Genomic DNA, 24,323 nt, shown 5'->3' on the forward strand with positions numbered 1-24,323 from the left:
ACTAGCCCTTCTACCCGCAAATCTTCAAGGAGCTAAAAATGTCGAATAGCAAAATTTGGGAAGCCATTTCACAGGCCTCGGCCCGCGATTTGTTTGATTTCGCCCTTACGCTTGAAGCGAATTTTTCGATGCAGCGCTTGTCGGATGAGGCTGATGGCTCGGCTGAGATTGCCGATGGCGAATTGGCGGCCTTTCTGTTTCAGACCGCGGATGACCGGGTAGAGCCTGCCAGCCCGAACATTGTTGAGGTGAAACCGTGAGCCAAATGGACTACACCCGCGCCGCCAAATATTTCCTGCTGCAGGATTTTTGGTCGGCCTTTCGTTTGACCATGCGCTATTTCTTTTCGCCCAAGGCGACGTTGAACTACCCGCATGAAAAGGGCCCGCTTTCCCCGCGCTTTCGCGGCGAACATGCTCTGCGTCGTTATCCCAACGGGGAAGAGCGCTGCATTGCCTGTAAGCTATGTGAGGCCGTCTGCCCCGCGCAGGCCATCACCATCGACGCCGAACCGCGTGATGACGGCAGCCGCCGCACCACCCGTTATGACATCGACATGACCAAATGCATCTATTGCGGTTTCTGCCAGGAAGCCTGCCCGGTTGATGCTATTGTTGAGGGCCCGAATTTCGAATTTAGCACCGAAACCCGCGAAGAGCTGTATTACGATAAGGCCAAGCTTTTGGAGAATGGCGACCGTTGGGAAGCTGAGATTGCCCGCAATCTTGAGCTTGATGCACCGTATCGCTGAGGGAATGAACTGATGGGCGCTTGGGGAGCAGGACCGTTTGACAATGATGGGGCGATGGATTGGTTCATCGCCTATCAGGATGATGGCGTGTCCGCCTTGCATGAAGTCTTTGCCGAATTCCAAGGCCTTGCGACTGATGACTATGTCGAGGTTGATATCGGCTCTGGCGCTGTTGCCGCAGCCGAAGTTGTCGCGGCCTGCCATGGCAAACCCCTGTCCGGTGTTGCCGCCTTTCCGATGGGTGCAAATGCCGAGACTTTGCAATCCGATCTGATCGCCCATAAAGCGGCCGTCTTGCAGGCTGGTGACCTGGTCGCCCCTTGCTTGGCTGTTCTGGATCGGGTGGTTCATGCGGAAACCTCTGAACTGGCCGAGCTTTGGGCCGAGGCCGCCCCGCATGACAACGCCGCCTTCTTGGCGAGTGTCGCGGATTTGAAATCGCGTCTGGAGGCCGTGTAATTGGCTGAGACAGGCGCATATGAACGGGGCAAAGCCCTGTCCGAGCAGGTGAACCCTGGCATGGAAGATGCTTTGGCGGCCCGCTATGATGCCTTGGTCCCTGGCCTTTCGCGCATGGTGGTCGAGGTGCCCTATGGCACCTTCTACGCGCGCGGCGTCGTGGACGAAAAGACACGGCTTTTGGCCACGATTGCCGCATTGGCGGCCTTGGGCGGTCAAACCAAACCGCAGCTAAAGGTGAATATCGCCAGCGCCCGCGCTGTGGGGGCAAGCCGTGAAGAGGTTTGTGAGATCATTTATCAGATGACGCTTTACGGTGGCTTTCCGGCCATGATCAACGCGATGAATGCGGCTATTGAGGTTTTTGAGGGTGAGGATACCGCATGACCGATCAAAACCCTTTCGATGCCATGATGAAGATGGGCCAGGACTGGGCCAAGGCGATGAATGCTGATGCCTTCAACCCAAACGCCTTTGAAACGCTGTGGCCCACAATGCCCAAAGAGACAATGGAGATGTTCTTTGGCAAGGGTATCAACCCTGATGGCTTGGATGCTAAGACGCGTCTGATGTTGACCCTCGCGGGCTTGACTGTATTGGGTGCGCAGGCGGATGCGCAAATTCGCCTGACCGTGCGCCATCTGGTCGAGGTGGGTGCCACGAAACAGGAAATCGCGGAAGTCATCGCCCAGATGGGTGTGTTCGGCGGCGTTCCTGCGATGACCAAGGCCATGGAACTGGCGAACGAAGTGTTGGAAAAGGACGAAACATGACTGTTTTCGCGTTCACATTCTACCTATTTGCCGTGACCACTGTGGCGGGCGGGCTGATGACAGTTGTCAGCCGCAACCCGGTGCACTCGGTTCTGTGGTTGATCCTGGCGTTTTTGTCCTCTGCCGGCCTGTTTGTCACGTTGGGCGCTGAATTTGTCGCCATGTTGCTGATCATTGTCTATGTGGGCGCTGTTGCGGTACTGTTCTTGTTTGTCGTGATGATGCTGGATGTCGATTTCGCCGAATTGAAGGCCGAGATGACCCGCTATCTGCCTCTGGCCTTGCTGATCGGCGTTGTGATCTTGATGCAATTGGTCATGGCTTTGGGCAGCTGGAGCTTTGCCGATGGCAGTGCCGACCGTCTTGCTGCCCCGATTGGTGATCTGGATAATACCCGCGCTTTGGGTCTGTTGATCTATGATCAGTATTTCATCCTGTTCCAATTGGCCGGTCTGATCCTGCTTGTGGCCATGATCGGTGCCATCGTGCTGACCCTGCGCCACCGCGTCGATATCAAACGCCAGAACGTGATCGAACAGATGCACCGCGACCCAGCAACCGCGATGGAGCTAAAGGACGTCAAACCGGGGCAGGGGCTTTCATGAAGTCTGTGCTGATCTTCGTCTTTACGGTTTTAGGAGTGCCCGCCATGTCGTGTCACGCGAGTCCACCGCCAGGTGGTTGGACAGAGCAACCGGTCCGAACCGCCGCCGATGGCAGCTTTGCGCGGGATATTGAAGAGGTTACTTTGACTGGTATCGCGCCGGTCGATTTGGGCGGCGGCATGGTTGGGCAAAGGCTGATATGGCAACGGCTATGCCGCGATGATCAGCAACTGCTTTTTGTTGATTGCAACCAGCGCGAAGCGGCTGTTGTTGATGGGCTTGTTGATGAAGAACGCTCTGAAGGGATTGAAACCAGCTCATTCATTGATCTGATCCAGCATCCGCGCGGTGCGTTGAAGGTTGATGAAATTGGCTCTGTCGCTGAATTAGTCCAGACTGCCAAGACGAATGGGTATTCGGTGCACGAAATCTCTGCCTCACCGGACGTTATGGACGAGTTTCTGAGCACCTATCCCGTTTTCAACGGCTGCAAGATCCACTATCCCAATTCCGCAGGAGCGACCCAATGATCGGACTTGAGCATTATTTGGCGGTCGCCGCTGCCTTGTTTGTCATTGGCATCTTTGGTCTGTTCCTGAACCGCAAAAACGTGATCATCCTGCTGATGAGTATCGAATTGATGCTGCTGGCCGTAAATATCAACCTCGTCGCCTTCTCCAGCTATCTGGGCGATCTGACGGGGCAGGTGTTTACCCTGTTTGTACTGACCGTTGCTGCCGCAGAGGCCGCGATTGGCCTTGCGATCCTTGTCTGTTTCTTCCGCAACCGCGGGACCATCGACGTTGAAGACGTCAACGTGATGAAGGGCTGAACCTATGGAAACCATCATCCTTTTCGCCCCGCTTGTCGGTGCCATCCTTTGCGGGTTTGGTTGGAAATTCATGGGGGAAAAGCCCGCCCAGTGGACTGCGACCAGCCTGTTGTTTTTATCGGCGTTTCTGTCGTGGATCGTGTTCCTGACGCTTGATCCGGCGGCCCATCCTAATGGCACTTACACGGTCAATATCCTGCGCTGGATCGAAAGTGGCACGCTTTCCACTGATTGGGCCATTCGCATGGATCGTCTGACCGCAATCATGCTGATTGTGATCACCACTGTTTCGGCGCTCGTGCATCTTTATTCCTTCGGCTACATGGCCCATGACGACAATTTCAAAGAGGGCGAAAGCTATCGCCCCCGCTTCTTTGCTTATCTGTCGTTCTTTACCTTTGCGATGTTGATGCTGGTCACCGCAGATAACCTAGTGCAGATGTTCTTTGGCTGGGAAGGTGTGGGCGTTGCCTCTTACCTGTTGATTGGGTTTTACTTCAAAAAACCAAGCGCCAATGCGGCGGCCATAAAGGCCTTTGTGGTCAACCGCGTGGGCGATTTTGGTTTCGCTTTGGGCATTTTTGCCCTCTACATGGTGACGGATAGTATCCGTTTCGAGGATATCTTTGCCGCGATCCCAAGTCTGCAAGAGCATACGATCAGCTTTATGTGGCGCGATTGGAACACGCTGAACCTGATTGCTTTCCTGCTCTTTATTGGGGCGATGGGCAAATCAGCCCAGCTGATCCTGCACACCTGGCTGCCCGACGCCATGGAAGGGCCGACACCTGTCTCTGCTTTGATCCATGCTGCGACCATGGTGACCGCTGGTGTCTTCCTTGTGTGCCGGATGTCACCGTTGATGGAATATGCGCCTGCGGCCACAAGTTTCATCGTGTTTCTTGGTGCGACCACCGCATTTTTCGCGGCCACCGTGGGCCTTGTGCAGAACGACATCAAACGCGTGATTGCTTATTCGACCTGTTCGCAATTGGGCTATATGTTTGTGGCCGCCGGTCTGGGTGTTTACTCGGTCGCGATGTTCCACCTGCTGACCCATGCGTTCTTTAAGGCGATGCTGTTTCTTGGTGCCGGGTCCGTCATCCATGCGATGCATCATGAGCAGGACATGCGGAACTATGGCGGGTTGCGTCATAAGATCCCCAAGACCTTCTGGATGATGATGATCGGCACTTTGGCGATCACCGGCGTTGGTATTCCGCTGCTTTATGTTGGCTTTCCCGTTGGTTTTGCTGGTTTCGTCTCAAAGGATGCGATTATCGAAAGCGCCTATGCGGGCACCCATGGTGGCTATGCCTTCTGGATGTTGGTTGTGGCCGCGCTGATGACCAGTTTCTACAGCTGGCGCTTAATGTTCCTGACGTTTTATGGCCAGCCGCGCGGTGACAAGCATACGCATGAACATGCCCATGAAAGCCCGACAATCATGCTGGTCCCGCTTTACGTGCTGGCCGTTGGCGCAGTCTTTAGCGGGATGCTGTGGTATGGGTCATTCTTCGGATCGAATGACAAGGTGGGTAAGTTTTTTGGCGTCCCTTATGCCGAGGCTGCGCATCACGAAGAAGGTCATGACGATCACGGTGATGACCATGCAGATGATCACGCCGAAGAGGGTGGTCATGGCAAAGCCCATTACAACCTTGTTGGCGAACCGGGCGAAGGCGCGATCCACAACAGCCCGGACAATCACGTGCTGAACGAAGCGCATGAGGTCCCTGTCTGGGTCAAGCTGGCGCCGTTCTTTGCGATGCTTGCGGGGCTTGCTCTGGCGTATCAGATGTATATCCGCCGGCCTGACTGGCCCGCCAAGCTGGCAACACAGCAGGCGCCGCTTTATCAATTCCTGCTCAACAAGTGGTATTTCGACGAGATTTACAATGCCATCTTCGTCAAGCCTGCGATGGCTTTGGGCCGGCTTTTGTGGAAGCAGGGCGATACAAACACAATCGACGGGGGCATTAACGGGCTGGCCATGGGGATCATTCCATTCTTCACCCGGCTCGCTGGTCGGGCCCAATCGGGATATATCTTTGGTTATGCCTTTGCGATGGTTCTGGGGATCGCGGTGCTGCTGACCTGGGTGACGTTGACCGGAGGGGCAGACTGATGGGAACGACTTTGCTGTCCATGGTGACCTTCATTCCGCTGATCGGCGCGGTGATCCTTGCGGTGTTCCTGCGCGGCGATGACGCCGATGCACAGCGCAACACCAAATGGGTGGCCATGGCCACTACTTTGTTTACGCTTTTTGTCTCGCTTTTTGTCCTGAGCGAGTTCGATCCCTCCAATACAGATTTCCAGATGGTCGAAAGCTATGATTGGCTTTTGGGTCTGCAATATAAAATGGGTGTCGATGGGATCAGCATTCTGTTTGTGATGCTGACAACATTCCTGATGCCGCTTGTGATCGCGTCTTGCTGGGACGTGACTACGCGGGTCAAGGAATACATGATTGCATTCCTTGTGCTTGAAACGCTGATGTTGGGCGTGTTCATGGCGCTTGATCTGGTCTTGTTCTACCTTTTCTTTGAGGCAGGTCTGATCCCAATGTTCCTGATCATCGGCATTTGGGGCGGCAAGAACCGGATTTATGCGTCCTTCAAGTTCTTCCTTTACACCTTCCTCGGCTCAGTGCTGATGCTGGTGGCGATGGTCGCGATGTTCGCCGATGCGGGCACAACGGATATTCCGACCTTGATGACCCATTCATTTGGCACCGAGACATTCAGCGTGCTGGGCATCCAGATCATCGGCGGCATGCAGACGCTGCTGTGGCTGGCTTTCTTCGCAAGTTTCGCGGTCAAGATGCCCATGTGGCCGGTGCATACATGGTTGCCTGATGCCCATGTGCAGGCGCCAACAGCCGGGTCGGTCGTGCTGGCGGCGATCCTGTTGAAAATGGGCGGCTATGGCTTCTTGCGGTTCAGCCTGCCGATGTTCCCCGTGGGATCAGAGGTCATGGGCCCGCTTGTGCTTTGGTTATCGGCGATTGCAATTGTCTACACGTCGCTGGTGGCGCTGGTGCAGGAAGATATGAAAAAGCTGATCGCCTATTCGTCCGTGGCGCATATGGGCTACGTGACGATGGGGATTTTCTCGGTCAACCAGCAAGGTGTTGATGGGGCGATTTTCCAGATGATCAGTCACGGCTTTATCTCTGGTGCGCTGTTCCTATGTGTTGGCGTCATCTATGACCGGATGCACACGCGCGAGATTGACGCCTATGGCGGGCTGGTCAATCGGATGCCGGCCTATGCGCTGATCTTCATGTTCTTCACGATGGCCAATGTGGGGCTGCCCGGAACATCGGGCTTTGTTGGGGAATTTCTGACATTGATGGGTGTTTTCCAGGTCAACACCTGGGTTGCTGTAATCGCAACGTCCGGGGTGATCCTGTCTGCGGCCTATGCGCTTTGGCTTTATCGGCGCGTGGTGATGGGTGACCTGATCAAGGAAAGCCTGAAGACGATCAAGGATATGACCAAGCGCGAGCGGATGATCTTTGTTCCCCTGGTGGTCATGACATTGCTGCTGGGTGTGTATCCGGCGCTCGTGCTCGACATTATCGGCCCAAGCGTGAATGCGCTGGTCGGCAACTATGAAACTGCGCTTGCGACCTTTGAGGCCGCCACGCAGTTCGCATCGAATTAAGGAACCGGCGATATGTTTGCCAATGATATCCAAATCCTGATGCCCGAGGTGGTGCTGGCGCTTTATGCGATGGGCGCGTTGCTGGCTGCGGTTTATACGACCAAGGATGCCATGGCCCCTTTGTTGACTTGGGTGACCTCGGCGTTGTTTGTGCTGCTGGCCGTTTGGATCGGGATCAACGGGCAGGGGACAAATATCGCCTTTGGCGGCATGTTCGTGGATGACAGCTTTGCACGCTTTGCCAAGATCACGATCCTGATGTCTGCCGCGGCAATTTTGTTGATGTCGGAAAGCTATATGCAACGGCGCGGCTTGCTGCGTTTTGAATATCCGCTGCTGATTTCTCTGGCTGTTGTCGGGATGATGGTCATGGTCTCGGCCGGGGATCTGATGGCGCTATATATGGGGCTCGAACTGCAGTCACTGGCGCTTTATGTCGTGGCCGCATTGCGCCGGGACAGCGTCAAGTCGACCGAGGCGGGTTTGAAATACTTTGTCCTTGGTGCCCTGTCTTCTGGTTTGCTGTTATATGGTGCATCGCTGACTTATGGTTTTGCGGGCACGACCCTGTTCAGCGGCATTATTGAGGCAACAGCCCATCACCCATCCATCGGTCTGCTTTTTGGCCTGGTGTTCTTGATTGCCGGTTTCGCCTTTAAGGTCTCCGCCGCCCCGTTCCATATGTGGACGCCCGATGTTTACGAAGGCTCGCCCACGCCGGTCACGGCATTCTTTGCGACAGCCCCTAAAGTGGCCGCGATGGGCCTGTTTGCCCGGGTCGTGCATGATGCCTTTGGCGGGATTGTCGGGGACTGGCAGCAGATCGTCGCCTTTCTGTCTGTTGCATCTATGTTCCTTGGCGCGGTCGCTGCAATTGGGCAGACCGATATCAAGCGCTTGATGGCCTATTCCTCGATCGCCCATATGGGATTTGCACTGATGGGCCTCGCCTCGGGGACAGCCTTTGGGGTGCAGGCCATGCTGATCTACATGGCCATCTATGTCACAATGAATATTGGGACCTTCGCCTTTATTCTGACGATGGAACGGGACGGCCGCCCAGTGACCCATATTGATAGTCTCAAGATGTATTCCAAACGTCAGCCCTTGCGCGCGCTGGCCATGCTGGTGCTGCTGTTCAGCTTGGCAGGTGTGCCGCCCATGGTTGGCTTCTTCGGCAAATTTTACGTGTTGCGTGCAGCCTATGATGGCGGGCTGGCTTGGCTTGCCATCCTCGGCGTGATCGCATCCGTGATCGGGGCCTTCTATTATCTGCGGATCGTCTATTTCATGTATTTCGGTGAAGAGGGTGAAGGCATCGATGGCAAGGCGACACCAGTGCTTTGGACATTCATGATGGGTGCTGCTTTGATGATGTTGCTTGGGGTGGTGAACCTGTTTGGTATCGAACCCGCTGCGGCAGCCGCGGCAGCAGCGCTTGTTAACTAAGCGTCCCGCCATAACAGGCCAGGTGTGATGGCCCTGCCAGACCAGACGGACCATGCGCAATGGCCGCAGGACTACGCCCGTGTTGTACTTGCTCGCACCGATAGCACAATGGCCGAGGCTGCCCGACGCGCCTCTGATCTGGTCCAGCCGACGTGGATTATGGCCGAAACGCAAACGGCCGCGCGCGGGCGACGCGGGCGCCCTTGGGTCGTCCCGCCGGGCAACTTGAATGCGACGCTGATCTTCAAACCGGATGTGCCACCAGCGGAGGCGGCAAAACGTTCATTTTTGGCGGCCAATGCGCTGTTTCAGGCGCTGTCCGTTTATGTCCCGGCTGAGAAGCTTGCCCTGAAATGGCCCAATGATGTGCTGCTGTCCGGCGGTAAAGTAGCGGGCATCCTGCTGGAAAGCAGTGGTCAGGGCCCGCGCGTTGATTGGCTTTCCATCGGGATCGGGGTGAACCTCATGCACGTCCCGGAAGGCGTCACGGGCGCAAGCTTTGCCCCGACCAGCCTGAAGGCGGCTGGGGGGTGGGATGTCACGCCGGAGGATTTTCTGAATGTCCTGGCTGCGGCTTATGCGCAGCAGGAAATGCAATTGGCCGCGCATGGTTTTGCAAATGTCCGCGATGCGTGGCTGTCCAAGGCCGCCCGCCTGGGTGAGCTGATTACCGCCCGGACCGGGCGCGACGACATCACCGGCATCTTTGAAAGCATCGACGATGATGGCAATTTGGTGCTACGCACAACGACCGGTATGCGGGCCATTGCCGCAGCGGATGTGTTTTTCTAGGGGGGAAGGGGCCATGCTTCTGGCCATTGATTGCGGCAACACCAATACGGTCTTTTCCATCTGGGACGGCGAGGCGTTTATCGCGACCTGGCGGACCAGCACTGAGTGGCAGCGCACGGCGGATCAGTATTATGTCTGGCTCTCGACCCTGATGCGCTTTCAGAACATGGATGCGCATATCGATGAGGTCATCATCAGCTCGACCGTCCCGCGTGTGGTTTTTAACCTGCGGGTCTTTGCGGACCGTTATTACAATTGTCGACCACTGGTTGTCGGGAAATCCGATTGCCTGCTGCCCGTTGATCCGCGCGTGGACGAAGGAACCCAAGTGGGGCCTGACCGGCTGGTCAACACAGCAGGGGCCTATGACCGGCACGGCGGCGATTTGATTGTGGTCGATTTCGGGACAGCCACCACCTTTGATGTCGTCGCCAGTGACGGGGCCTATGTCGGCGGTGTAATTGCGCCGGGGGTGAACCTGTCACTTGAGGCGTTGCACAATGCAGCCGCAGCACTACCGCACGTCGATATCTCTAAGCCGCAACAAGTGATCGGCACCAATACTGTGGCCTGCATGCAATCTGGAGTCTTTTGGGGTTACATCGGCCTCGTCCGTGAGATATGCGCGCGGATCAAGGCAGAACGCGGCGTGCCCATGCAGGTGATCTCGACCGGGGGGCTGGCCCCGCTGTTTCAACAGGCCGAGGCGCTGTTTGACGCTTTCGAAGACGATCTGACGATGCACGGGCTGACCGTCATCCAACAATATAACAAGGACAATGCATGAGTGACCGCCTGATCTATCTGCCTCTTGGGGGCGCTGGCGAAATTGGCATGAATGCCTATGTCTATGGCTATGGGGCACCGGGCGCCGAACGGCTGATTGTCGTTGATCTGGGGGTGACCTTCCCCGATATGGACGGCTCGCCCGGGGTGGATCTGATCCTGCCCGATATTGCCTGGCTCGAAGAGCGTAAGGCCCAGATCGAAGGTATCTTTATCACGCATGCGCATGAGGATCACGTGGGCGCTGTGGGGCATTGTTGGGAGCGTCTGGGCGCCCCTGTCTATGCCCGGCCCTTCACTGCCAACATCGCGCGGCGCAAGCTGGGCGAACATGGGCATCCCGAAGGCGTGGTGCAGGTGGTGGACACCTATCCGCATCAGATCGATTGCGGGCCGTTTAAAGTATCCTACCTGCCGATCAGCCATTCCATCCCGGAAAGTGCTGGGCTGGTGATCGACAGCCCTGATGGGCGCGTGCTGCACTCGGGCGATTTCAAGATTGATGAGACGCCTGTTGTCGGCGATCCTTGGGATGAGGCGCTCTGGACCGAAGTGTCCAAAGACGGGGTCAAAGCACTAATCTGCGACAGCACCAATGTGTTTACGCAGGCACCCGGGCGGTCCGAGACAACAATCGCAGAACCCATCACCGCCCTGATGGGCGAGGCCAAGGGCATGGTCGTCGCGACCACCTTCGCCAGCAATATCGCGCGGCTGAAAACGCTGGCATTGGCGGCGCAGGCGGCGGGGCGCTCTGTCTGCCTGCTCGGCCGGGCCATGCGGCGCATGGTCGAAGCGGCCACGCAAGAAGGCATATTGGACGGTTTCCCCGCAACGGTCAGCCCGGAGGATGCGCAAAATATCCCGCGCGAGAACCTGATGCTGCTGGTCACCGGAAGCCAGGGCGAACGGCGCGCGGCCTCCGCCCAACTGGCGCAGGGGTCCTATCTGGGGCTGAAGCTGAAGGAAGGGGATACCTTCCTCTTCAGTTCCAAGACGATCCCCGGCAATGAACGGGGGGTCATTCGGATCATGAACCAGCTGTCCGAGATGGGCGTTGATGTGGTCGATGATGCGGGGGGTAAATACCACGTCTCGGGCCATGCGAACCGGCCTGATTTGCAACGGATGCATCAGATCGTAAAGCCGCAGATTTTGGTGCCTATGCACGGCGAACACCGGCACCTGCGCGAGCATGTCAAACTGGGCAATGCAGGCGGGCTGACGGGTATAGTAGCTGTGAACGGGATGATGATCGACCTCTCTGGTAACCAGCCCACCGTCGCCGAATATATCGAAACCGGGCGGACTTACTTGGATGGATCGGTGCAAATCGGCGCGCTCGACGGGATCGTGCGCAATCGCATCCGCATGGCGCTTAACGGGCATATGATCGTGACATTGATCATCGACGAAGATGGTGATCCCCTGGGCGAGCCTTGGGTCGAAATCAACGGGCTGCCCGAGGTCGGCTCGTCGAACACGCCATTGGCCGAAGTGATCGAAGAAGACCTCAGCCAGTTCCTGGGGCGCGCAGATGACAAGACGCTTATAGACGACGACAAGCTGGAAAAAGAGCTACGCAGCATCGCGCGGCGGTCTGCACAGGGTGAGATCGGCAAGAAACCCGAAGTGACGGTGATTGTGAGCCGATTGGGCTAGGATCCGCGACTAAAATGCTATCTCGACTGTCTGCTCTCGTCTTGAAAGTCGGGCTGGATTCTGTTCGGCCAATCAGGTTTTTGGCTGGTTCGTCAACTGATTTTCCGAGGAACGATTTGTCAATGCTGCACGTCTGATTGCGCGTTAAGGCTCAAGCAGTGTGGAGGTGCCACATCGACACGAGACCCTCGAAGGCCTGAGATAGACTAAGCCTTTTCAGATCGTCGCCCACGGTGGCCGCGTGTATTTGGGGGGCTTCGTCATGCCGGACGCCCGCAAAATAGCTCAAATGCGAATAATTCCGAAAATGGAAGGGCTTTTTTAAGGAAGCTGCGCGTAAACCTGTGCCTACGAACCAGCCCGGGCCATTCGGCGTAAGTATCAAAGGCACTTTGACACATGACGACCACTTCGACATTTGAATTGGAACCTCAGCGCGGCAAAGACGCGCCTGACGATCTGCTGGCGTTTCTGCGCGACAACCAGGGTGGGTCCGTGGAAATAAACCTGCAGAATGTCACAACACTCTCCGGTCCCCAAATTGAACTGCTTCTCATTGGCCATCGTCAGTGGCAATCGGAAGGCCACGGATTTGCGCTGACCGACACCAGTCCTGAGTTGATCGCACGCATGATCGGTTTCGGTCTTCCACCGCAATTGTTTTCTAAGGAAATTGAATGAATACTAGTGTTCTTGCAATTGATGACTCGCGGACCATTCGGATGCTGCTCCAACAGGTTTTGGAGCAAGCAGGTTTTGATGTCGAATGCGCCGAAGATGGTGTTGAAGGGGTCGCCAAATTTGATGAGCTGAAGCCAGATGTCGTCATCACGGATATTAACATGCCGAATATGGATGGTTTCGGGGTAATTTCACGCCTTCGCGGCGACGAAGTGAAGACAGCTGTTCCGATCTTGGTTTTGACCACCGAAAACTCCGCAGAGCTTAAGACACGGGCCCGGGACTTGGGTGCAACTGGGTGGATTGTCAAACCTTTTGACGATGTTGCCTTGGTCCAAGTGCTGCATAGGGTGACCGGTCATGGGTGAGAGTGATGACATCCGCGCAATGTTCTTCGAAGAGTGCAATGACCTTATGGAAGCGCTTTTTGAAGGGTTAAAACTGCTGGAAGACAATACCCCGGAGCCGGACACGGTCAACGCGGTCTTTCGTGCGGTACATTCCATCAAGGGTGGCGCTGGTGCATTCAAACTTGATGATTTGGTGTCCTTTGCCCATAAATTTGAGACCGTCTTGGACGAGCTGCGCGCTGACCGATTGTCCCGCGACGATGCTCTGGTTCAGACGATGTTGCGTGCAGCTGATCATCTTGCCCATTTGGTGGAAGTGTCCCAGTTCGACGGTGAGATAAATTCTGAGCGTGGAGAGGCGCTGTTAGAAGAACTAGATTTCTATGTGGCAGGCGAAGAGGACGAAGAAGAGGTTGCCTTCGAGCCGATGACATTGAACTTCGGCGGTATTGATATCGAGGCGCCGTCAAAACCAACGGTAAGCGTTCGTTTTCAACCCTTTGAAAAACTATACTTTAATGGTCATGATCCGCTCTTGTTGATCGACGCACTGGGTAGTCAGGGCGAGCTGTCAATTGAGATCGATCTGGACGCACTTCCTGCTCTCGACGAATATGCATCGGAAACTCCAACGCTGACGTTTTTGTTAACGTTCACTGCTGACGATCCAGAAACCGTCGTCGACGAGGTGTTTGAATTTGTTGACGGGATTTGCAGGTTGGAGGTCGTCCGAAACGACGGTGATGACGGCGGCGACGGTGGTTCTTCATTAGAAGCGGATCTTAGTCCCGAACCGCCGGAACAAGACGAACCAGCGCAGGCGAATCCTACAGAGATAGAGCAAGGTTCGAAGGTTGCTGCTGAGCCTTCTACAAAGGCTAAAAATATCGTGCGGAACGATGCGGTCGCTGTCCAGCCCACGCTACGTGTGGAGTTGGACAAGGTGGATCGATTGATCAACACGGTTGGAGAACTCATCATCAACCAGGCAATGATCGCACAACGTATAGACATGCTTAATTTGCCAGGTGACGGTGATTTGGAATCCGACATGGCCGATTACAAATTGCTGGCAAGAGAGTTGCAAGAAGGTGTGATGTCAATTCGTGCCCAACCTGTCAAATCGCTGTTTCAACGTATGGCGCGCATTACTCGCGAGGCAGGAGATGCTACAGGAAAATCCGTACGTTTCGTCACCCATGGTGAAAATACTGAAGTGGATAAAACCGTCATCGAGCGTTTGGCGGATCCGCTCACACATATGATCCGTAATGCGGTGGATCACGGCTTGGAGGACCGTGAAGGTCGTCTCGCCGCTGGAAAGCCGGAAACCGGACAAATCTCTCTATCCGCCAGCCACAAGTCTGGTAACGTGATGATCGAAGTTGTGGACGACGGCGCGGGGCTGAACCGTGACCGGATATTGGATATAGCAATTAACAAAGGGCTCGTATCGCGCGACTCCGATCTGACCGATCCAGAAATCGACATGCTTTTGTTTTTACCAGGTTTTTCGACCAATGATGAAGTATCAGAGTTATCTGGTCGCGGCGTTGGTATGGACGTAGTTAAGACAGCGGTTCAGGCTTTGGGTGGGCGTATATCGATAAACTCCACGCCTGGGAATGGTACCAAGTTTTCAATTGTTCTACCTCTCACGCTAGCTGTCATGGATGGCATCGTGATTTCGGTGGCGGGTGAAACTATGATCGTCCCGATTACGGCCGTTGTCGAAACGCTCCGGCCTAAGGAGTCGGAGGTTTTTCGGATGGGGGTTGATCAAGATCTGTTGATGATCCGTGGTGAGTACGTACCTATTGTTGATGTGCGAAAGAAACTTGGTCTTGCTGATAGTCAAGACCAGCAAGAACAACTCGTATTAGTTCTTGTGGAAAGTGTTGATCATTCTCGTTGCGCCCTTTGTGTCGATGCAATTCACGATCAGCGTCAGGTTGTCATAAAAGCAGTTGGAGGAAACTACGGCGAGATCCCTGGCGTATCGGCAGCGACGATCTTGGGAAACGGAAGGATTGCTCTAATTCTTGATACTGACCATTTAACGAAAGTTGAAACGATATCGCCCCCCCTCCCGTCTAACAGCAAACAGGATGTGAAAGTAGCCCATGCTTGATACTGAAGGTAACCGCCGAGAGGGCGGTCTTGAATGCGTTTCGTTTACCGTTTGCGGCCAAGTTTATTGTCTAAATATTATGATGATACGCGAAATTCGCCGGTGGGCATCTGTGACGACGTTGCCACATGCCGACGCACATGTTTTGGGGGTAATCAACCTTCGCGGCAATGTAATTCCTGTTTTCGATCTGGCGGTGCATTTCGGTCTTGGGAGGACTGAACCTGGACCCCGTAACGTTGTCATTATTGCTGATGTTGAAGGCGCGACTTCGGGGTTGCTGGTTGAATCCGTTTCCGAAATTCTAACCGTGGACCCGATCGACATACAGGATCCACCGCGTTTCGAAAAGGACGGACATTCGAGCTTGATTGAAGGTGTCATCTCCGTCGGAGAAGAGATGGCACAGCTCATAGATTTACGTCATCTTTCGCATGCCCGAGGGGACGCGGCAGCATGAATGAACCAACGGTAATTCGTCCGCACGAAACCGACCTCGAACTACGGCAGGTTGACTTCGATGCTATCGCTGAAATCGCGCATCGAGAATTCGGATTGAGCTTATCTCCGTCGAAACGCCAACTGGTTCAGTCACGGCTCTCGCGGCGTGTAAGAGCGCTAGGTTTAGCTAATTTCGCAGACTATAGATCGTTACTTGAGGGCCCAAATAGGGGCACGGAACAGACTGAGTTACTATCCGCGCTCACAACAAATGTGACCAAATTTTTTCGCGAAATACATCATTTTGAGCGTTTGCGAGACGATATTATGCCTGATCTCGTCTTGCGAGCGCGGAAGGGTGAACGAATTAGAATTTGGAGCGCGGGTTGCTCGTCCGGGCAAGAACCATATTCAATTGCGCTAACAGCCCTAAAGTGCGATCCAAATATTGGTGCTACCGATTTCAAAATACTTGCTACCGATATCGATCCCGCCGTTTTGTCAAAGGCACAGGCTGCATTGTACCGTGACGAAGAAATTGAAGGAGTTCCGCAAAGTCTGTTCCGGCCGCAGGATATTTCACATAACCCAGACGGCAAAAGTGGCGAATTTACAGTTTCATCAGATGTTCGTTCCCTAATCACTTTTGGTGTAATTAATCTGATTTCTAAGCTGCCATTCTCAGGTGGGTTCAACGTGATTTTCTGCCGAAATGTTGCAATTTACTTTGATCGAAGGACGCAGCAAGAAGTATGGAGGAAGTTTGCAAATCTTCTCCCCGAAGGAGGCAGTCTCTTCATTGGCCATTCCGAACGCATCAATAAATCAGACAATGCAGATTTGGAAACAGACGGAATCACAATATATCGAAAGTTGAATGCGATCTGATTTCGCATGCAAAGGATACGAAAGAATGAGCCTAAAACAGTCACTGCAAATCATGGTCGTTGATGACATGGCGATTAGTCGTGCATTAATAACCAATGCGCTCGAAGAGATGGGCATTATGAAGTACCGCGTAGAAAATGACGGCATGACAGCACTGGAAAAACTGGCGGCTCATCCGTGCCATCTCGTAATTTCGGATTACAATATGCCAAAACTCGACGGTTTGGGCCTGCTGAAGGGATTGAGAGAATACCCAACCACAAAGGGCATAGGCTTTATACTGATAACTGGAAATGCGACCAAAGAAATTGTATCCACCGGACAGAAATATGGGATGAATAATCTGATCCGAAAGCCGTTCAGTACTGCACAATTGCAGCAATGCATCGAAAAGGTGGTTGGTCGACTATGATCGAAATCGGGCCAACAACCGACCAGCAAGAAAGTAGCTTTGTACCAGACACTTTACACCTGGACTTGTTGTTGGCTCGGGCAGCCGGTGAGTTGGAGCGCATGTCTTGGATAGTTGATGAGTTAGAAGACAACTTTCTTACTACTTCGAAATTTCAACCTGAGACAGATAAAATTAAGGCTCTGCAGTCCGTTGATATGTTGGTGCAATCCGTGAATGCTTTGGGAGCTTTTTTGACAGAGTTAGCACAAGGTAATGACCCGCACGACGTCAAAGTCGGCACTGCATTGTCATTGATCCCGCTGCAAGACATGCGGGAACGATTTATCAATGGAAACACCGGGTAGATTACAGTTGAGACCGGCGGCAACTTTCGCAGACTAATTGCCGACGAATGTAACATCAATGGAATCTCAGGCCAGTGGCGTCTTGAGTTTCAGGCTGGATACGGAGATATACGAAAAATAGACGTTCCGGTGGAGCTGTGATCCTGCCCACATCCTGTGCTGCAGAAAATATTTGCTTCAATTGTCTTCCGTTCGCAAGCGATAGAGTTCTTTAGGCCAAAGCAAAGTGCGGCCGGTTTGGATACATAAGTCGTGTATGCGTTAAAGGCTCGTCATCGCGGTTTTTGTTTGTTTCTCTAGGGTCAGGACCCATTAATCTTACACCGTCAGCGCCGATTTTACAAAATGTCAGTGGTTTGCGGCGTGCGGCCATAGTGTTCTACGGCCAAGCGGCGCACGCCGCTGAGATGAAGTGAAATCGCCGCCCTTCGGGTTTGCCGGATTTTCTCTCTGACCTGCGGCGCATCTGCTTGAAATAGAAACACTATTTTTGCGCAGATGCTTCTTGTCAGAGAAGAAATCTGATAGACTGGCGGTGCAAGATTAATGGGTCCTGACCCTAGACGTTGCACAGCAAATTCTGCCTTAACTGCCTTGAAGGATGTCTGGACAGCGTCGCCGTATCATTGATGAGTTCTTGGGTTCCTGCTCGATGCAACTGCGTACAATTTTGAAAGAATATCTGTCCGGTCTTGGTTTCTTTCTGACCCAGTCCCCAGAAGTCAGGGGCTGGGTCATCTCGTCGTGCTGAAGGGGATCAAGACGAGCAACTTCAAAATGGACCGGTCTATCCCATCTCGTCATCCTAAATTGTCTCAATCGAATTCGAAGAACTGGTCAGCCGCCAAGTTACTTTGAAACCAATTCAGGTATTTTGATGACGTTTGAAGTTGTTATGCGCTAGTGGGGTTTCTCACGCCGCTGTACCTCACTGCCGCCCTCAAGCGGGCCAGCATCGTTCGGATCATCTGACGGGATCGCATAAGAACCGCTTAGCCATTTGCCCAGGTCGACATCCGCGCAGCGTTTAGAACAGAAGGGCCGATAGGCCTTATCCGTCGGTTTATCGCAGATTGGGCAAGCCATCAGAGATCCCGAAGAAGTTCAGCAGGGAAAGGCGGGCGTTCGCGTTTGCGTTGTAGCTCAAACAGGCCCATCGTGGTCCAACCAACCAGCGACGTCTCAATGGGATCGGCTTTGAATGCCGTTCGAAGCGATTGCTCGACCTGTCTGCGATGCGCCTTTGACATCGATACAAAATCAATACTGATCTGCCCGGCCAAACCGCGCAAGCGCAAAGCGCGCGGTAAAGCCCGCGCTGCTGCGAGGTTGGTCTTCAACGCCGCTGCCGGTGACATGTCGTTGCCGGTGTTTACGTCAATGGCCACGAGCGCGCGCGTGGGTTCGACAAACATCATACCCTCACCCAGCGGCACCTGCGCATCGCCGAGCCGTGTCAATTGATCAAGTACGCCGTAATTTTCGAAGCCTCCCGGTTCAGTGACCACCTCGGCGGCCCCGTGCCATTCACGCCAGGCGATGGTATGCGGCCCGTCGCCTTCGGTCAGGGCCTCGGGGGCGTTACCATCTGCATCGTCCAAGACGGTGTCGGCCAGTGACACCATCGCAAGGATATCGTCGGCAATCTCATCATCAGCGGCGCCTTCGCAGGATGAGCGTAAGATCAGCCCATGCGGGCTATCGTAAACCTCATGGGCGATGGCGAGCAAATTGTCGCGCGCGTCGTCATCAGTGATCTGACGTGAGACATTCACACCAGGCTTGCCAGGGGTCACGATCGCGTAGCGGCTTTTGAACAGGACGCGGTCAGTGACCGGAATGGCTTTGCCATCTTCGGCATGGCCGGTGACCTGTACCAAGAGCGCTTGGCCCGGCCGTAGCCCTTTGCCGTGGCGCAGAAAAGCCGTCTCACCATCGGGCAGTCGCAGCATCATACCGCCTTGCCCCTTGATCGGTCGGTCGCAAATCCCGCGAAAGATCGCGCCGGGGCGGGGCAGCTCTGGGTCTTCGATCAGGATATCATCCAGAACTCCGTCTACCAGATACGCGGCGGCCTCACGCGCGCCAATGTGATCGAGGACGATCAAGCGGCCCTTCATGCGCGCTCTCCATAGATTTGGTAACCTGCGGCTGTCAGCAGGGCGGTTGTTTCTGTCAGGGGCAAACCCACAATGCCGGTATATGATCCGTTGATCCACGGAATAAACGCGCTTGCAGGACCTTGGATCGCATAGCCGCCCGCCTTGCCCTGCCAATCGCCGGAGGCCAGGTAGCTGCCCAGCTCTGCATCCGAAAGGGGTTTCATCGCGACGGTGCTTTGCACATCCTTGGTCCAGATGCGGGGGCCGCGCTTGACGGCGAGCGCCGTAATCACTTTGTGGCGGCGACCAGAGAGCGCGCGTAGAAACATAGCAGCCTCAGAGCGATCAGCGGGTTTGCCCATGATCCGCCGCCCAAGGGCTACGGTGGTATCGGCGCACAACACGATTTCATCGTCTGATGCGACCACAGCTGCGACTTTTTCAGCTGCGATCCGATTTACATAATCACGCGGCAATTCGGCGTTACGCGGATCTTCGTCGATATCAGGAGGGCGGATATCGGCAGGGGTCACACCGATTTGCGCCAAAAGCTCGCGCCTGCGGGGCGAGCCCGACCCAAGGATCAGCTTCAGCGATGGATCGGGGGGCAGGGTGCTCATGTTAACAAATGGCGGTATTGTCGCCATTGCCAACAGCAATCGCTTCCCCATGCTGGTCGCAACACGCGTTTCGACCTACTTGAAACGATAGTTAATCCGACCTTTGGTCAGATCATAAGGGGTCATTTCGACCTGTACTTTGTCGCCTGCCAGAACACGGATGCGGTTCTTGCGCATCTTACCTGCCGTATGCGCGATGATCTCATGGCCGTTTTCCAGCTCGACCCGAAACGTCGCGTTTGGCAGAAGTTCTTTCACGACACCTGGGAATTCGAGCAGTTCTTCCTTGGCCATGTGGTCTCCTACATATTTTCGCGCAATCGGCTGCGCGCCGCCTAGATGGGCGTCTGCGCCCAGAATATCAAGCAAAAAGACCAATTTACTGTTCAAATGACGCGACATATCACACAAATTCGGCAAGGAGGGTCGGATCATGTGTTGGAGTATGGGTGCATCACTGGCGATGGCCGGGCTCGGGGTGGGTGCAACCGGTTATCTTATTGTTAAAGGCAAGCCCGCAACGCTGTGGGCCCCGATGGGTTTTTTCACCGTGATGGAGCTGCTGCAGGCGGCCTCATACCCGGTGATTGGGCAATGCGGACATCCTGTGAACGAGACGCTGTCTTGGGCTTCTTTTGTCCATATCACGTTTCATCCGCTTGCCTTCAGTTTGATCTATCTGGCTTTTTTGCCCAGTGATTTCGCGTCGCGCATCAAATGGCCTGTGGTGGCGGTTTCGCTACTGGCGGGGCTTGCGACCTTGTCGATGATATATCCTTTTCCGGGTGCCGGGGCATGTGATCCAAGGCGGATGATGTGCGGCGAGAATGTCTGCACCTATATGGGCAATCTGCATCTGGCCTGGCAGTTCCCATTAAATGGATATGGGAATAGCTTTCGGGACAATGGAATATTGTGGTTGGCCCGCGACGGGTTGATCGCTTACCAATTGGTGGTTTTCTATATTCCTTTGCTTTACGGTGCCTGGAGGCTGGCAGCGTATTTTCTTGTCACAGGGCCATTGTTGGCGCGGCTGCTGACCGACAATGTGGACGAACAACCTGCGATTTGGTGTCTATTGTCTGTGGCGCTGTTGGTGGCGATCATCACCCCGCCGTTGCGCCGATTCTTGACCGTCAAGCAAGAGCCATGGTGGGTGCGTCGTTTTTGGCCTGCCGTCACAGACGGGCGGGGCCAAAGCGGCCCTCGAGTCGCGTCATGATCTGATCGCGTGCCTGGCGATAGGCGGCCAGCCGCGCCTCGCGTGCATCGCCTAGCCCGGTCGGGTCCAGAATGGGCCAATATTCAACGTCGATATGATAGAATTGGGTCAGATCGAGCGCCCGGCGTTGGCTGGCCGGGGACAGGGCAAGCACCAGGTCAAAGGATGATAGATCATCGCCCCAGTCCTCCATCTCGTCAAAGGAACGGGACCGGTGCCGTTCAAGTGCGACCCCGATTTCGGCACATACTGTTATGGCGAAGCCGTCGATCTCAAGGTCATTTTTGACGCCGACTGATTGGATGTAACATTCGGTGCCATAAAGCTTTTTCATGATGCCTTCGGCCATGGGCGAGCGGACGGCGTTATGATCGCAGCAAAACAGGACCGACTGCGGAAGGGTCTGATATTTGCCGCCATCCGCCATATCAGCCCCCGAAATGCAGCACACAGATCAAGGTGAACAGGCGGCGGGCGGTGTCGGTATCGACCTCTGCCTTGCCTTCCAGCCGTTCCTGCAACACACGCGCCCCTTCGTTGTGGATGCCGCGCCGGGCCATGTCGATGGTCTCGATCTGGCTGGGGGGCAGGGTTTTGACCGCGTCGAAATAGCTTTCGCAGATTTGAAAGTAATCTTTAACGACCTGCCGAAACGGGCCAAGCGAGAGGTGGAATTCTGTCGCCGGATCATCGCTTTCCTGTTTGATGTCAAAGACCAATCGACGCTCTCGGATGGAAAGCGCCAGCTTGTATGGCCCGCCGGGCACATCGCGGTCCTCGCGGGCAGGCAGGGCAAAGCTGTTATCCTCAAGCAGGTCAAACATGGCCACCTTCCGTTCCTGATCGATTTCAGGGGTGGGGGGCGGCAGATTGCGGTCATCAATCTCAATATGGACGATTCGGGTCATCGGTATCTGATCCAGACGTTGCCCATCCTTGGTAACGCAATGGCACGGGCCATCGCAACCGGGGCCTGTCAGGCGTTGAAGCGAATGTCGACAGCGGCCGCCTGGCTGATCAATTGGCCTGTGTTAATCGCAGTATAAAGCGCACGCGGCGGGCGGGCGGCATCATTGATGCGCCGGCTGACCCAGCATCTGTCCTCCATCGCGCGCAGTGATTGGGACAACGCCCGGTCGGTGATCCGCCCCAAGCCGCGCCGGATATCGTTGAAATGGCGGGGCTCATACAATGCGGCCAAAACCGGCAAAGTCCAGCTACGGCGCAAAAGGGCAGTGTCCTCATCTTGGGTAATACGGTTAATCTTATGGGCTAATGCGGCGGCCCGAATGCCGATCTGTGTCAGGCGGAATTCTGGGCGCAGCGGATGGCCATGGCCGGGATTGCGCTCAAGCAGGCCGATTTGGATCAGATGCTCCATGCTTTGGGCAAAGGCAGTACGGCTGGCCCCCGTCGCCGCGAGCAGTGGGGCCTGGCGCCCGGGCACCCCGTCATGCAAGCGCGCCAAAATTGGCAAAGACCAGGCGCGTGAGGTCATATTGACAAATAGACTTATGTCCATAAAGTATAGTTAGTATATTTTAAATCAAAAGGAAAGCACATGTCCCTCATTTCTCTGCAAGACACGATTACAATCGCCATGTCAGTCGCGGACCGGCACGCCAGTGCGGCATGGTATACTGATATGCTTGGGTTTGAGGTGATCTACCACGCGGATGAGGCGGGCTGGTCCGAAATGCAAACCAAAACCCCGGGCGTCACCCTGGGTTTGGGCGAACATACCAAACCTGCACCAGGCAACATGGTGCCGGTTTTCGGGATTGCGGATATCGATAACGCCCGGGCCAAGCTGGAAGGGGCTGATGTGAAATTCGATGGCGAAACCGAGGTGATCGAAGGCATGGTAAAAACCGCCACCTTCTATGACCCCGACGGGAATGCATTGATGTTGGCGCAGGATCTGACGTAGGGCTAAGGCCCGGGGCGATTACGCACCCAGGTTATTGATCCGGTCCAAACGGGCACGCACCGAAAGCCCATGCGCCTCCAGACTTTCCGACTGTGCAAGCCGCTCTGCGGCGGGGCCGATAGCGGCAAGCGCCTCTGGCGTCATGCGCGACAGTGTCGTGCGTTTGACGAAATCCATGACGGATAGACCGCTCGAGAACCGGGCAGAGCGGGCTGTCGGCAGAACATGGTTTGGTCCGCCGATATAGTCGCCGATGGCTTCGGGGGTCCAACCGCCGATAAAGATCGCGCCCGCATGGGTGACTTTTGTCGCCAGCGCATCGGCATCCGCCGTGCAGAGTTCCAGATGTTCAGGTGCGATCCGGTCGGACAAGGCAACGGCTTCATCCATATCGCGCACCGTTACAATCGCCCCAAAATCACGCCAGCTGGCACCCGCAATCGCGCGGCGTTCGAGCGTTTCAAGACGTTTTTCGACAGCTGCAGCCACGGCCTGCCCAAAACTGGCATCATCCGTGATCAGAAACGATTGCGCACTTTCGTCGTGTTCGGCCTGGCTCAGCAGATCGAGCGCGATCCAATCCGGATCATTATCCTTATCGGCAATGACCAAAATCTCGGAAGGACCCGCAATCATATCAATGCCAACCTTGCCAAAAACCCGGCGCTTGGCGGCGGCCACAAAGGCATTACCGGGACCGGTGATCTTATCCACCGGGGCGATCGTCTGGGTGCCATAGGCCAATGCGGCCACAGCCTGCGCACCACCAATGCGGTAAATCTCATCCACACCGGCGATCTTGGCGGCCATCAGCACGAGCGGATTAATCGCACCATCGGGCGTAGGCACTGTGATGGCCAAACGACCGACGCCTGCAACTTTCGCAGGAATAGCATTCATCAGAACCGAGGACGGATAGGTCGCAATCCCCCCCGGCACATAAAGCCCGGCAGCAGAGACCGGCGTCCAGCGCCAGCCTAGCTGCGCACCCACATCGTCGGTCCACATCGCATCATCTGGCATCTGGCGGGCGTGATAGGCGCGAATGCGATCTGCAGCCATTTGCAGCGCTGCGGTATCGGCATCACTGACCTTTGCGCATTGCGCGGCGATCTCATCAGGCGAAAACCGCATGGTTTCAGCCGTCAATTCCAAACGATCAAACTTCGCCGTCAGCTCCAGCACAGCCGCATCACCACGGGCACGAACATCGGCAATAATCTCGGCCACGATATGATCCACATCCGGGCTGTCTTCGCGCTTGGCGCCCAAAAGGGCCGTAAAGCGGGTTTCGAAATCACTGTCAGATGTGGATAAGAACTTTGGCATTGGGCACTCCTTCGGGAACGACATAGCGGCGAGCGTGGGGTGGGGCAACACATGCGACAGTGATCGGCTTGCCAGCTGGATCGCTCCGG

The 24,323-nt window shown here is 55.1% G+C and carries 31 protein-coding genes; 23 read left to right on the forward strand and 8 right to left on the reverse strand.

Annotated features, from left to right (window positions below; genetic code table 11):
* Positions 1 to 38: 38 nt before the first annotated feature.
* The 21 genes from AABB29_RS11860 (at position 39) to AABB29_RS11960 (ending at position 17,031) form a co-directional block, all read left to right on the forward strand.
* Positions 39 to 260 carry a hypothetical protein gene (locus tag AABB29_RS11860; RefSeq protein ID WP_341366709.1) on the forward strand — a complete coding sequence of 74 codons (222 nt, stop codon included), beginning with the start codon at positions 39 to 41 and terminating at the stop codon, positions 258 to 260.
* Positions 257 to 751, forward strand: a complete 495-nt coding sequence (nuoI, locus tag AABB29_RS11865) for an NADH-quinone oxidoreductase subunit NuoI (protein WP_341366708.1) — start codon at positions 257 to 259, stop codon at positions 749 to 751. The genes AABB29_RS11860 and nuoI overlap by 4 nt, the downstream gene beginning before the upstream one ends.
* A gap of 12 nt (positions 752 to 763) precedes the next feature.
* Positions 764 to 1,210, forward strand: a complete 447-nt coding sequence (locus AABB29_RS11870; RefSeq protein WP_341366707.1) for a DUF4259 domain-containing protein — start codon at positions 764 to 766, stop codon at positions 1,208 to 1,210.
* Positions 1,211 to 1,597 (forward strand): carboxymuconolactone decarboxylase family protein, encoded by a 387-nt coding sequence (locus AABB29_RS11875; protein ID WP_341366706.1) that lies wholly within the window; start codon positions 1,211 to 1,213, stop codon positions 1,595 to 1,597. It abuts the gene before it with no gap.
* Positions 1,594 to 1,983 (forward strand): carboxymuconolactone decarboxylase family protein, encoded by a 390-nt coding sequence (locus tag AABB29_RS11880; RefSeq protein WP_341366705.1) that lies wholly within the window; start codon positions 1,594 to 1,596, stop codon positions 1,981 to 1,983. Before AABB29_RS11875 ends, AABB29_RS11880 begins: the two co-directional genes overlap by 4 nt.
* Positions 1,980 to 2,588, forward strand: a complete 609-nt coding sequence (locus tag AABB29_RS11885; RefSeq protein ID WP_341366704.1) for an NADH-quinone oxidoreductase subunit J — start codon at positions 1,980 to 1,982, stop codon at positions 2,586 to 2,588. The genes AABB29_RS11880 and AABB29_RS11885 overlap by 4 nt, the downstream gene beginning before the upstream one ends.
* Positions 2,585 to 3,118: a hypothetical protein gene (locus tag AABB29_RS11890; protein ID WP_341366703.1), complete on the forward strand. Its 534-nt coding sequence runs from the start codon at positions 2,585 to 2,587 to the stop codon at positions 3,116 to 3,118. The genes AABB29_RS11885 and AABB29_RS11890 overlap by 4 nt, the downstream gene beginning before the upstream one ends.
* Entirely contained in the window at positions 3,115 to 3,420 is a 306-nt protein-coding gene (nuoK, locus tag AABB29_RS11895) for an NADH-quinone oxidoreductase subunit NuoK (protein WP_247128202.1), read from the forward strand. The genes AABB29_RS11890 and nuoK overlap by 4 nt, the downstream gene beginning before the upstream one ends.
* Positions 3,421 to 3,424: 4 nt before the next feature.
* Positions 3,425 to 5,548: an NADH-quinone oxidoreductase subunit L gene (gene nuoL / locus AABB29_RS11900; RefSeq protein WP_341366702.1), complete on the forward strand. Its 2,124-nt coding sequence runs from the start codon at positions 3,425 to 3,427 to the stop codon at positions 5,546 to 5,548.
* Positions 5,548 to 7,092, forward strand: a complete 1,545-nt coding sequence (locus AABB29_RS11905) for an NADH-quinone oxidoreductase subunit M (protein ID WP_373636524.1) — start codon at positions 5,548 to 5,550, stop codon at positions 7,090 to 7,092. The genes nuoL and AABB29_RS11905 overlap by 1 nt, the downstream gene beginning before the upstream one ends.
* A 12-nt stretch (positions 7,093 to 7,104) precedes the next feature.
* On the forward strand, positions 7,105 to 8,541 hold the full coding sequence (gene nuoN, locus AABB29_RS11910) for an NADH-quinone oxidoreductase subunit NuoN (RefSeq protein ID WP_341366701.1): 1,437 nt from the start codon (positions 7,105 to 7,107) through the stop codon (positions 8,539 to 8,541).
* Between the two features lie 27 nt (positions 8,542 to 8,568).
* On the forward strand, positions 8,569 to 9,333 hold the full coding sequence (locus AABB29_RS11915) for a biotin--[acetyl-CoA-carboxylase] ligase (RefSeq protein WP_373636526.1): 765 nt from the start codon (positions 8,569 to 8,571) through the stop codon (positions 9,331 to 9,333).
* Between the two features lie 13 nt (positions 9,334 to 9,346).
* Positions 9,347 to 10,120 (forward strand): type III pantothenate kinase, encoded by a 774-nt coding sequence (locus AABB29_RS11920; protein WP_341366698.1) that lies wholly within the window; start codon positions 9,347 to 9,349, stop codon positions 10,118 to 10,120.
* Positions 10,117 to 11,781, forward strand: a complete 1,665-nt coding sequence (locus AABB29_RS11925; protein WP_373636527.1) for a ribonuclease J — start codon at positions 10,117 to 10,119, stop codon at positions 11,779 to 11,781. The genes AABB29_RS11920 and AABB29_RS11925 overlap by 4 nt, the downstream gene beginning before the upstream one ends.
* Positions 11,782 to 12,180: 399 nt before the next feature.
* Positions 12,181 to 12,462 (forward strand): hypothetical protein, encoded by a 282-nt coding sequence (locus AABB29_RS11930; RefSeq protein ID WP_341366697.1) that lies wholly within the window; start codon positions 12,181 to 12,183, stop codon positions 12,460 to 12,462.
* A complete protein-coding gene (locus tag AABB29_RS11935) occupies positions 12,459 to 12,830 on the forward strand; it encodes a response regulator (RefSeq protein ID WP_341366696.1) in 372 nt (123 codons plus the stop codon). The genes AABB29_RS11930 and AABB29_RS11935 overlap by 4 nt, the downstream gene beginning before the upstream one ends.
* A complete protein-coding gene (locus tag AABB29_RS11940; protein WP_341366695.1) occupies positions 12,823 to 14,943 on the forward strand; it encodes a chemotaxis protein CheA in 2,121 nt (706 codons plus the stop codon). The genes AABB29_RS11935 and AABB29_RS11940 overlap by 8 nt, the downstream gene beginning before the upstream one ends.
* Positions 14,936 to 15,403, forward strand: a complete 468-nt coding sequence (locus AABB29_RS11945) for a chemotaxis protein CheW (protein WP_341366694.1) — start codon at positions 14,936 to 14,938, stop codon at positions 15,401 to 15,403. The genes AABB29_RS11940 and AABB29_RS11945 overlap by 8 nt, the downstream gene beginning before the upstream one ends.
* Positions 15,400 to 16,272: a protein-glutamate O-methyltransferase CheR gene (locus tag AABB29_RS11950; protein WP_341366693.1), complete on the forward strand. Its 873-nt coding sequence runs from the start codon at positions 15,400 to 15,402 to the stop codon at positions 16,270 to 16,272. The genes AABB29_RS11945 and AABB29_RS11950 overlap by 4 nt, the downstream gene beginning before the upstream one ends.
* Before the next feature lie 25 nt (positions 16,273 to 16,297).
* A complete protein-coding gene (locus AABB29_RS11955; protein WP_341366692.1) occupies positions 16,298 to 16,684 on the forward strand; it encodes a response regulator in 387 nt (128 codons plus the stop codon).
* A complete protein-coding gene (locus AABB29_RS11960; RefSeq protein WP_341366691.1) occupies positions 16,681 to 17,031 on the forward strand; it encodes a hypothetical protein in 351 nt (116 codons plus the stop codon). The genes AABB29_RS11955 and AABB29_RS11960 overlap by 4 nt, the downstream gene beginning before the upstream one ends.
* Before the next feature lie 900 nt (positions 17,032 to 17,931).
* Here the strand turns inward: AABB29_RS11960 and AABB29_RS11965 are convergent.
* The 4 genes from AABB29_RS11965 to infA all read right to left on the reverse strand — a co-directional run bounded on the left by AABB29_RS11965 (position 17,932) and on the right by infA (position 20,047).
* On the reverse strand, positions 17,932 to 18,117 hold the full coding sequence (locus AABB29_RS11965; protein WP_341366690.1) for a DNA gyrase inhibitor YacG: 186 nt from the start codon (positions 18,115 to 18,117) through the stop codon (positions 17,932 to 17,934).
* On the reverse strand, positions 18,117 to 19,151 hold the full coding sequence (locus AABB29_RS11970; RefSeq protein WP_341366689.1) for a ribonuclease E/G: 1,035 nt from the start codon (positions 19,149 to 19,151) through the stop codon (positions 18,117 to 18,119). Before AABB29_RS11970 ends, AABB29_RS11965 begins: the two co-directional genes overlap by 1 nt.
* Positions 19,148 to 19,753 (reverse strand): Maf family protein, encoded by a 606-nt coding sequence (locus AABB29_RS11975; protein ID WP_341366688.1) that lies wholly within the window; start codon positions 19,751 to 19,753, stop codon positions 19,148 to 19,150. The genes AABB29_RS11970 and AABB29_RS11975 overlap by 4 nt, the downstream gene beginning before the upstream one ends.
* Positions 19,754 to 19,828: 75 nt before the next feature.
* Positions 19,829 to 20,047 carry a translation initiation factor IF-1 gene (infA, locus tag AABB29_RS11980; RefSeq protein WP_007205486.1) on the reverse strand — a complete coding sequence of 73 codons (219 nt, stop codon included), beginning with the start codon at positions 20,045 to 20,047 and terminating at the stop codon, positions 19,829 to 19,831.
* A 139-nt stretch (positions 20,048 to 20,186) separates the two neighbouring features.
* Between infA and AABB29_RS11985 the strand changes: the two genes are divergently transcribed.
* Positions 20,187 to 20,975 carry a DUF5765 domain-containing protein gene (locus tag AABB29_RS11985; protein ID WP_341366687.1) on the forward strand — a complete coding sequence of 263 codons (789 nt, stop codon included), beginning with the start codon at positions 20,187 to 20,189 and terminating at the stop codon, positions 20,973 to 20,975.
* Here the strand turns inward: AABB29_RS11985 and AABB29_RS11990 are convergent.
* The 3 genes from AABB29_RS11990 to AABB29_RS12000 form a co-directional block, all read right to left on the reverse strand.
* Positions 20,932 to 21,402, reverse strand: coding sequence for a low molecular weight phosphatase family protein (locus tag AABB29_RS11990; RefSeq protein WP_341366686.1), 471 nt, complete (start codon positions 21,400 to 21,402; stop codon positions 20,932 to 20,934). The two genes, AABB29_RS11985 and AABB29_RS11990, sit on opposite strands and share 44 nt — an antisense overlap.
* Before the next feature lies 1 nt (position 21,403).
* A complete protein-coding gene (locus AABB29_RS11995) occupies positions 21,404 to 21,883 on the reverse strand; it encodes a UPF0262 family protein (protein WP_341366685.1) in 480 nt (159 codons plus the stop codon).
* A gap of 68 nt (positions 21,884 to 21,951) precedes the next feature.
* A complete protein-coding gene (locus tag AABB29_RS12000) occupies positions 21,952 to 22,497 on the reverse strand; it encodes a winged helix-turn-helix transcriptional regulator (protein ID WP_341366684.1) in 546 nt (181 codons plus the stop codon).
* A 39-nt stretch (positions 22,498 to 22,536) separates the two neighbouring features.
* Between AABB29_RS12000 and AABB29_RS12005 the strand changes: the two genes are divergently transcribed.
* A complete protein-coding gene (locus tag AABB29_RS12005) occupies positions 22,537 to 22,905 on the forward strand; it encodes a VOC family protein (RefSeq protein ID WP_341366683.1) in 369 nt (122 codons plus the stop codon).
* Positions 22,906 to 22,923: 18 nt separating this feature from the next.
* Here the strand turns inward: AABB29_RS12005 and hisD are convergent, their stop codons facing one another.
* A complete protein-coding gene (gene hisD, locus AABB29_RS12010) occupies positions 22,924 to 24,234 on the reverse strand; it encodes a histidinol dehydrogenase (protein ID WP_373636528.1) in 1,311 nt (436 codons plus the stop codon).
* Positions 24,235 to 24,323 lie beyond the last annotated feature (89 nt).

Origin of the sequence: Yoonia sp. BS5-3 (assembly GCF_038069655.2) — a bacterium.
Classification (GTDB): Bacteria; Pseudomonadota; Alphaproteobacteria; order Rhodobacterales; family Rhodobacteraceae; genus Yoonia; species Yoonia phaeophyticola.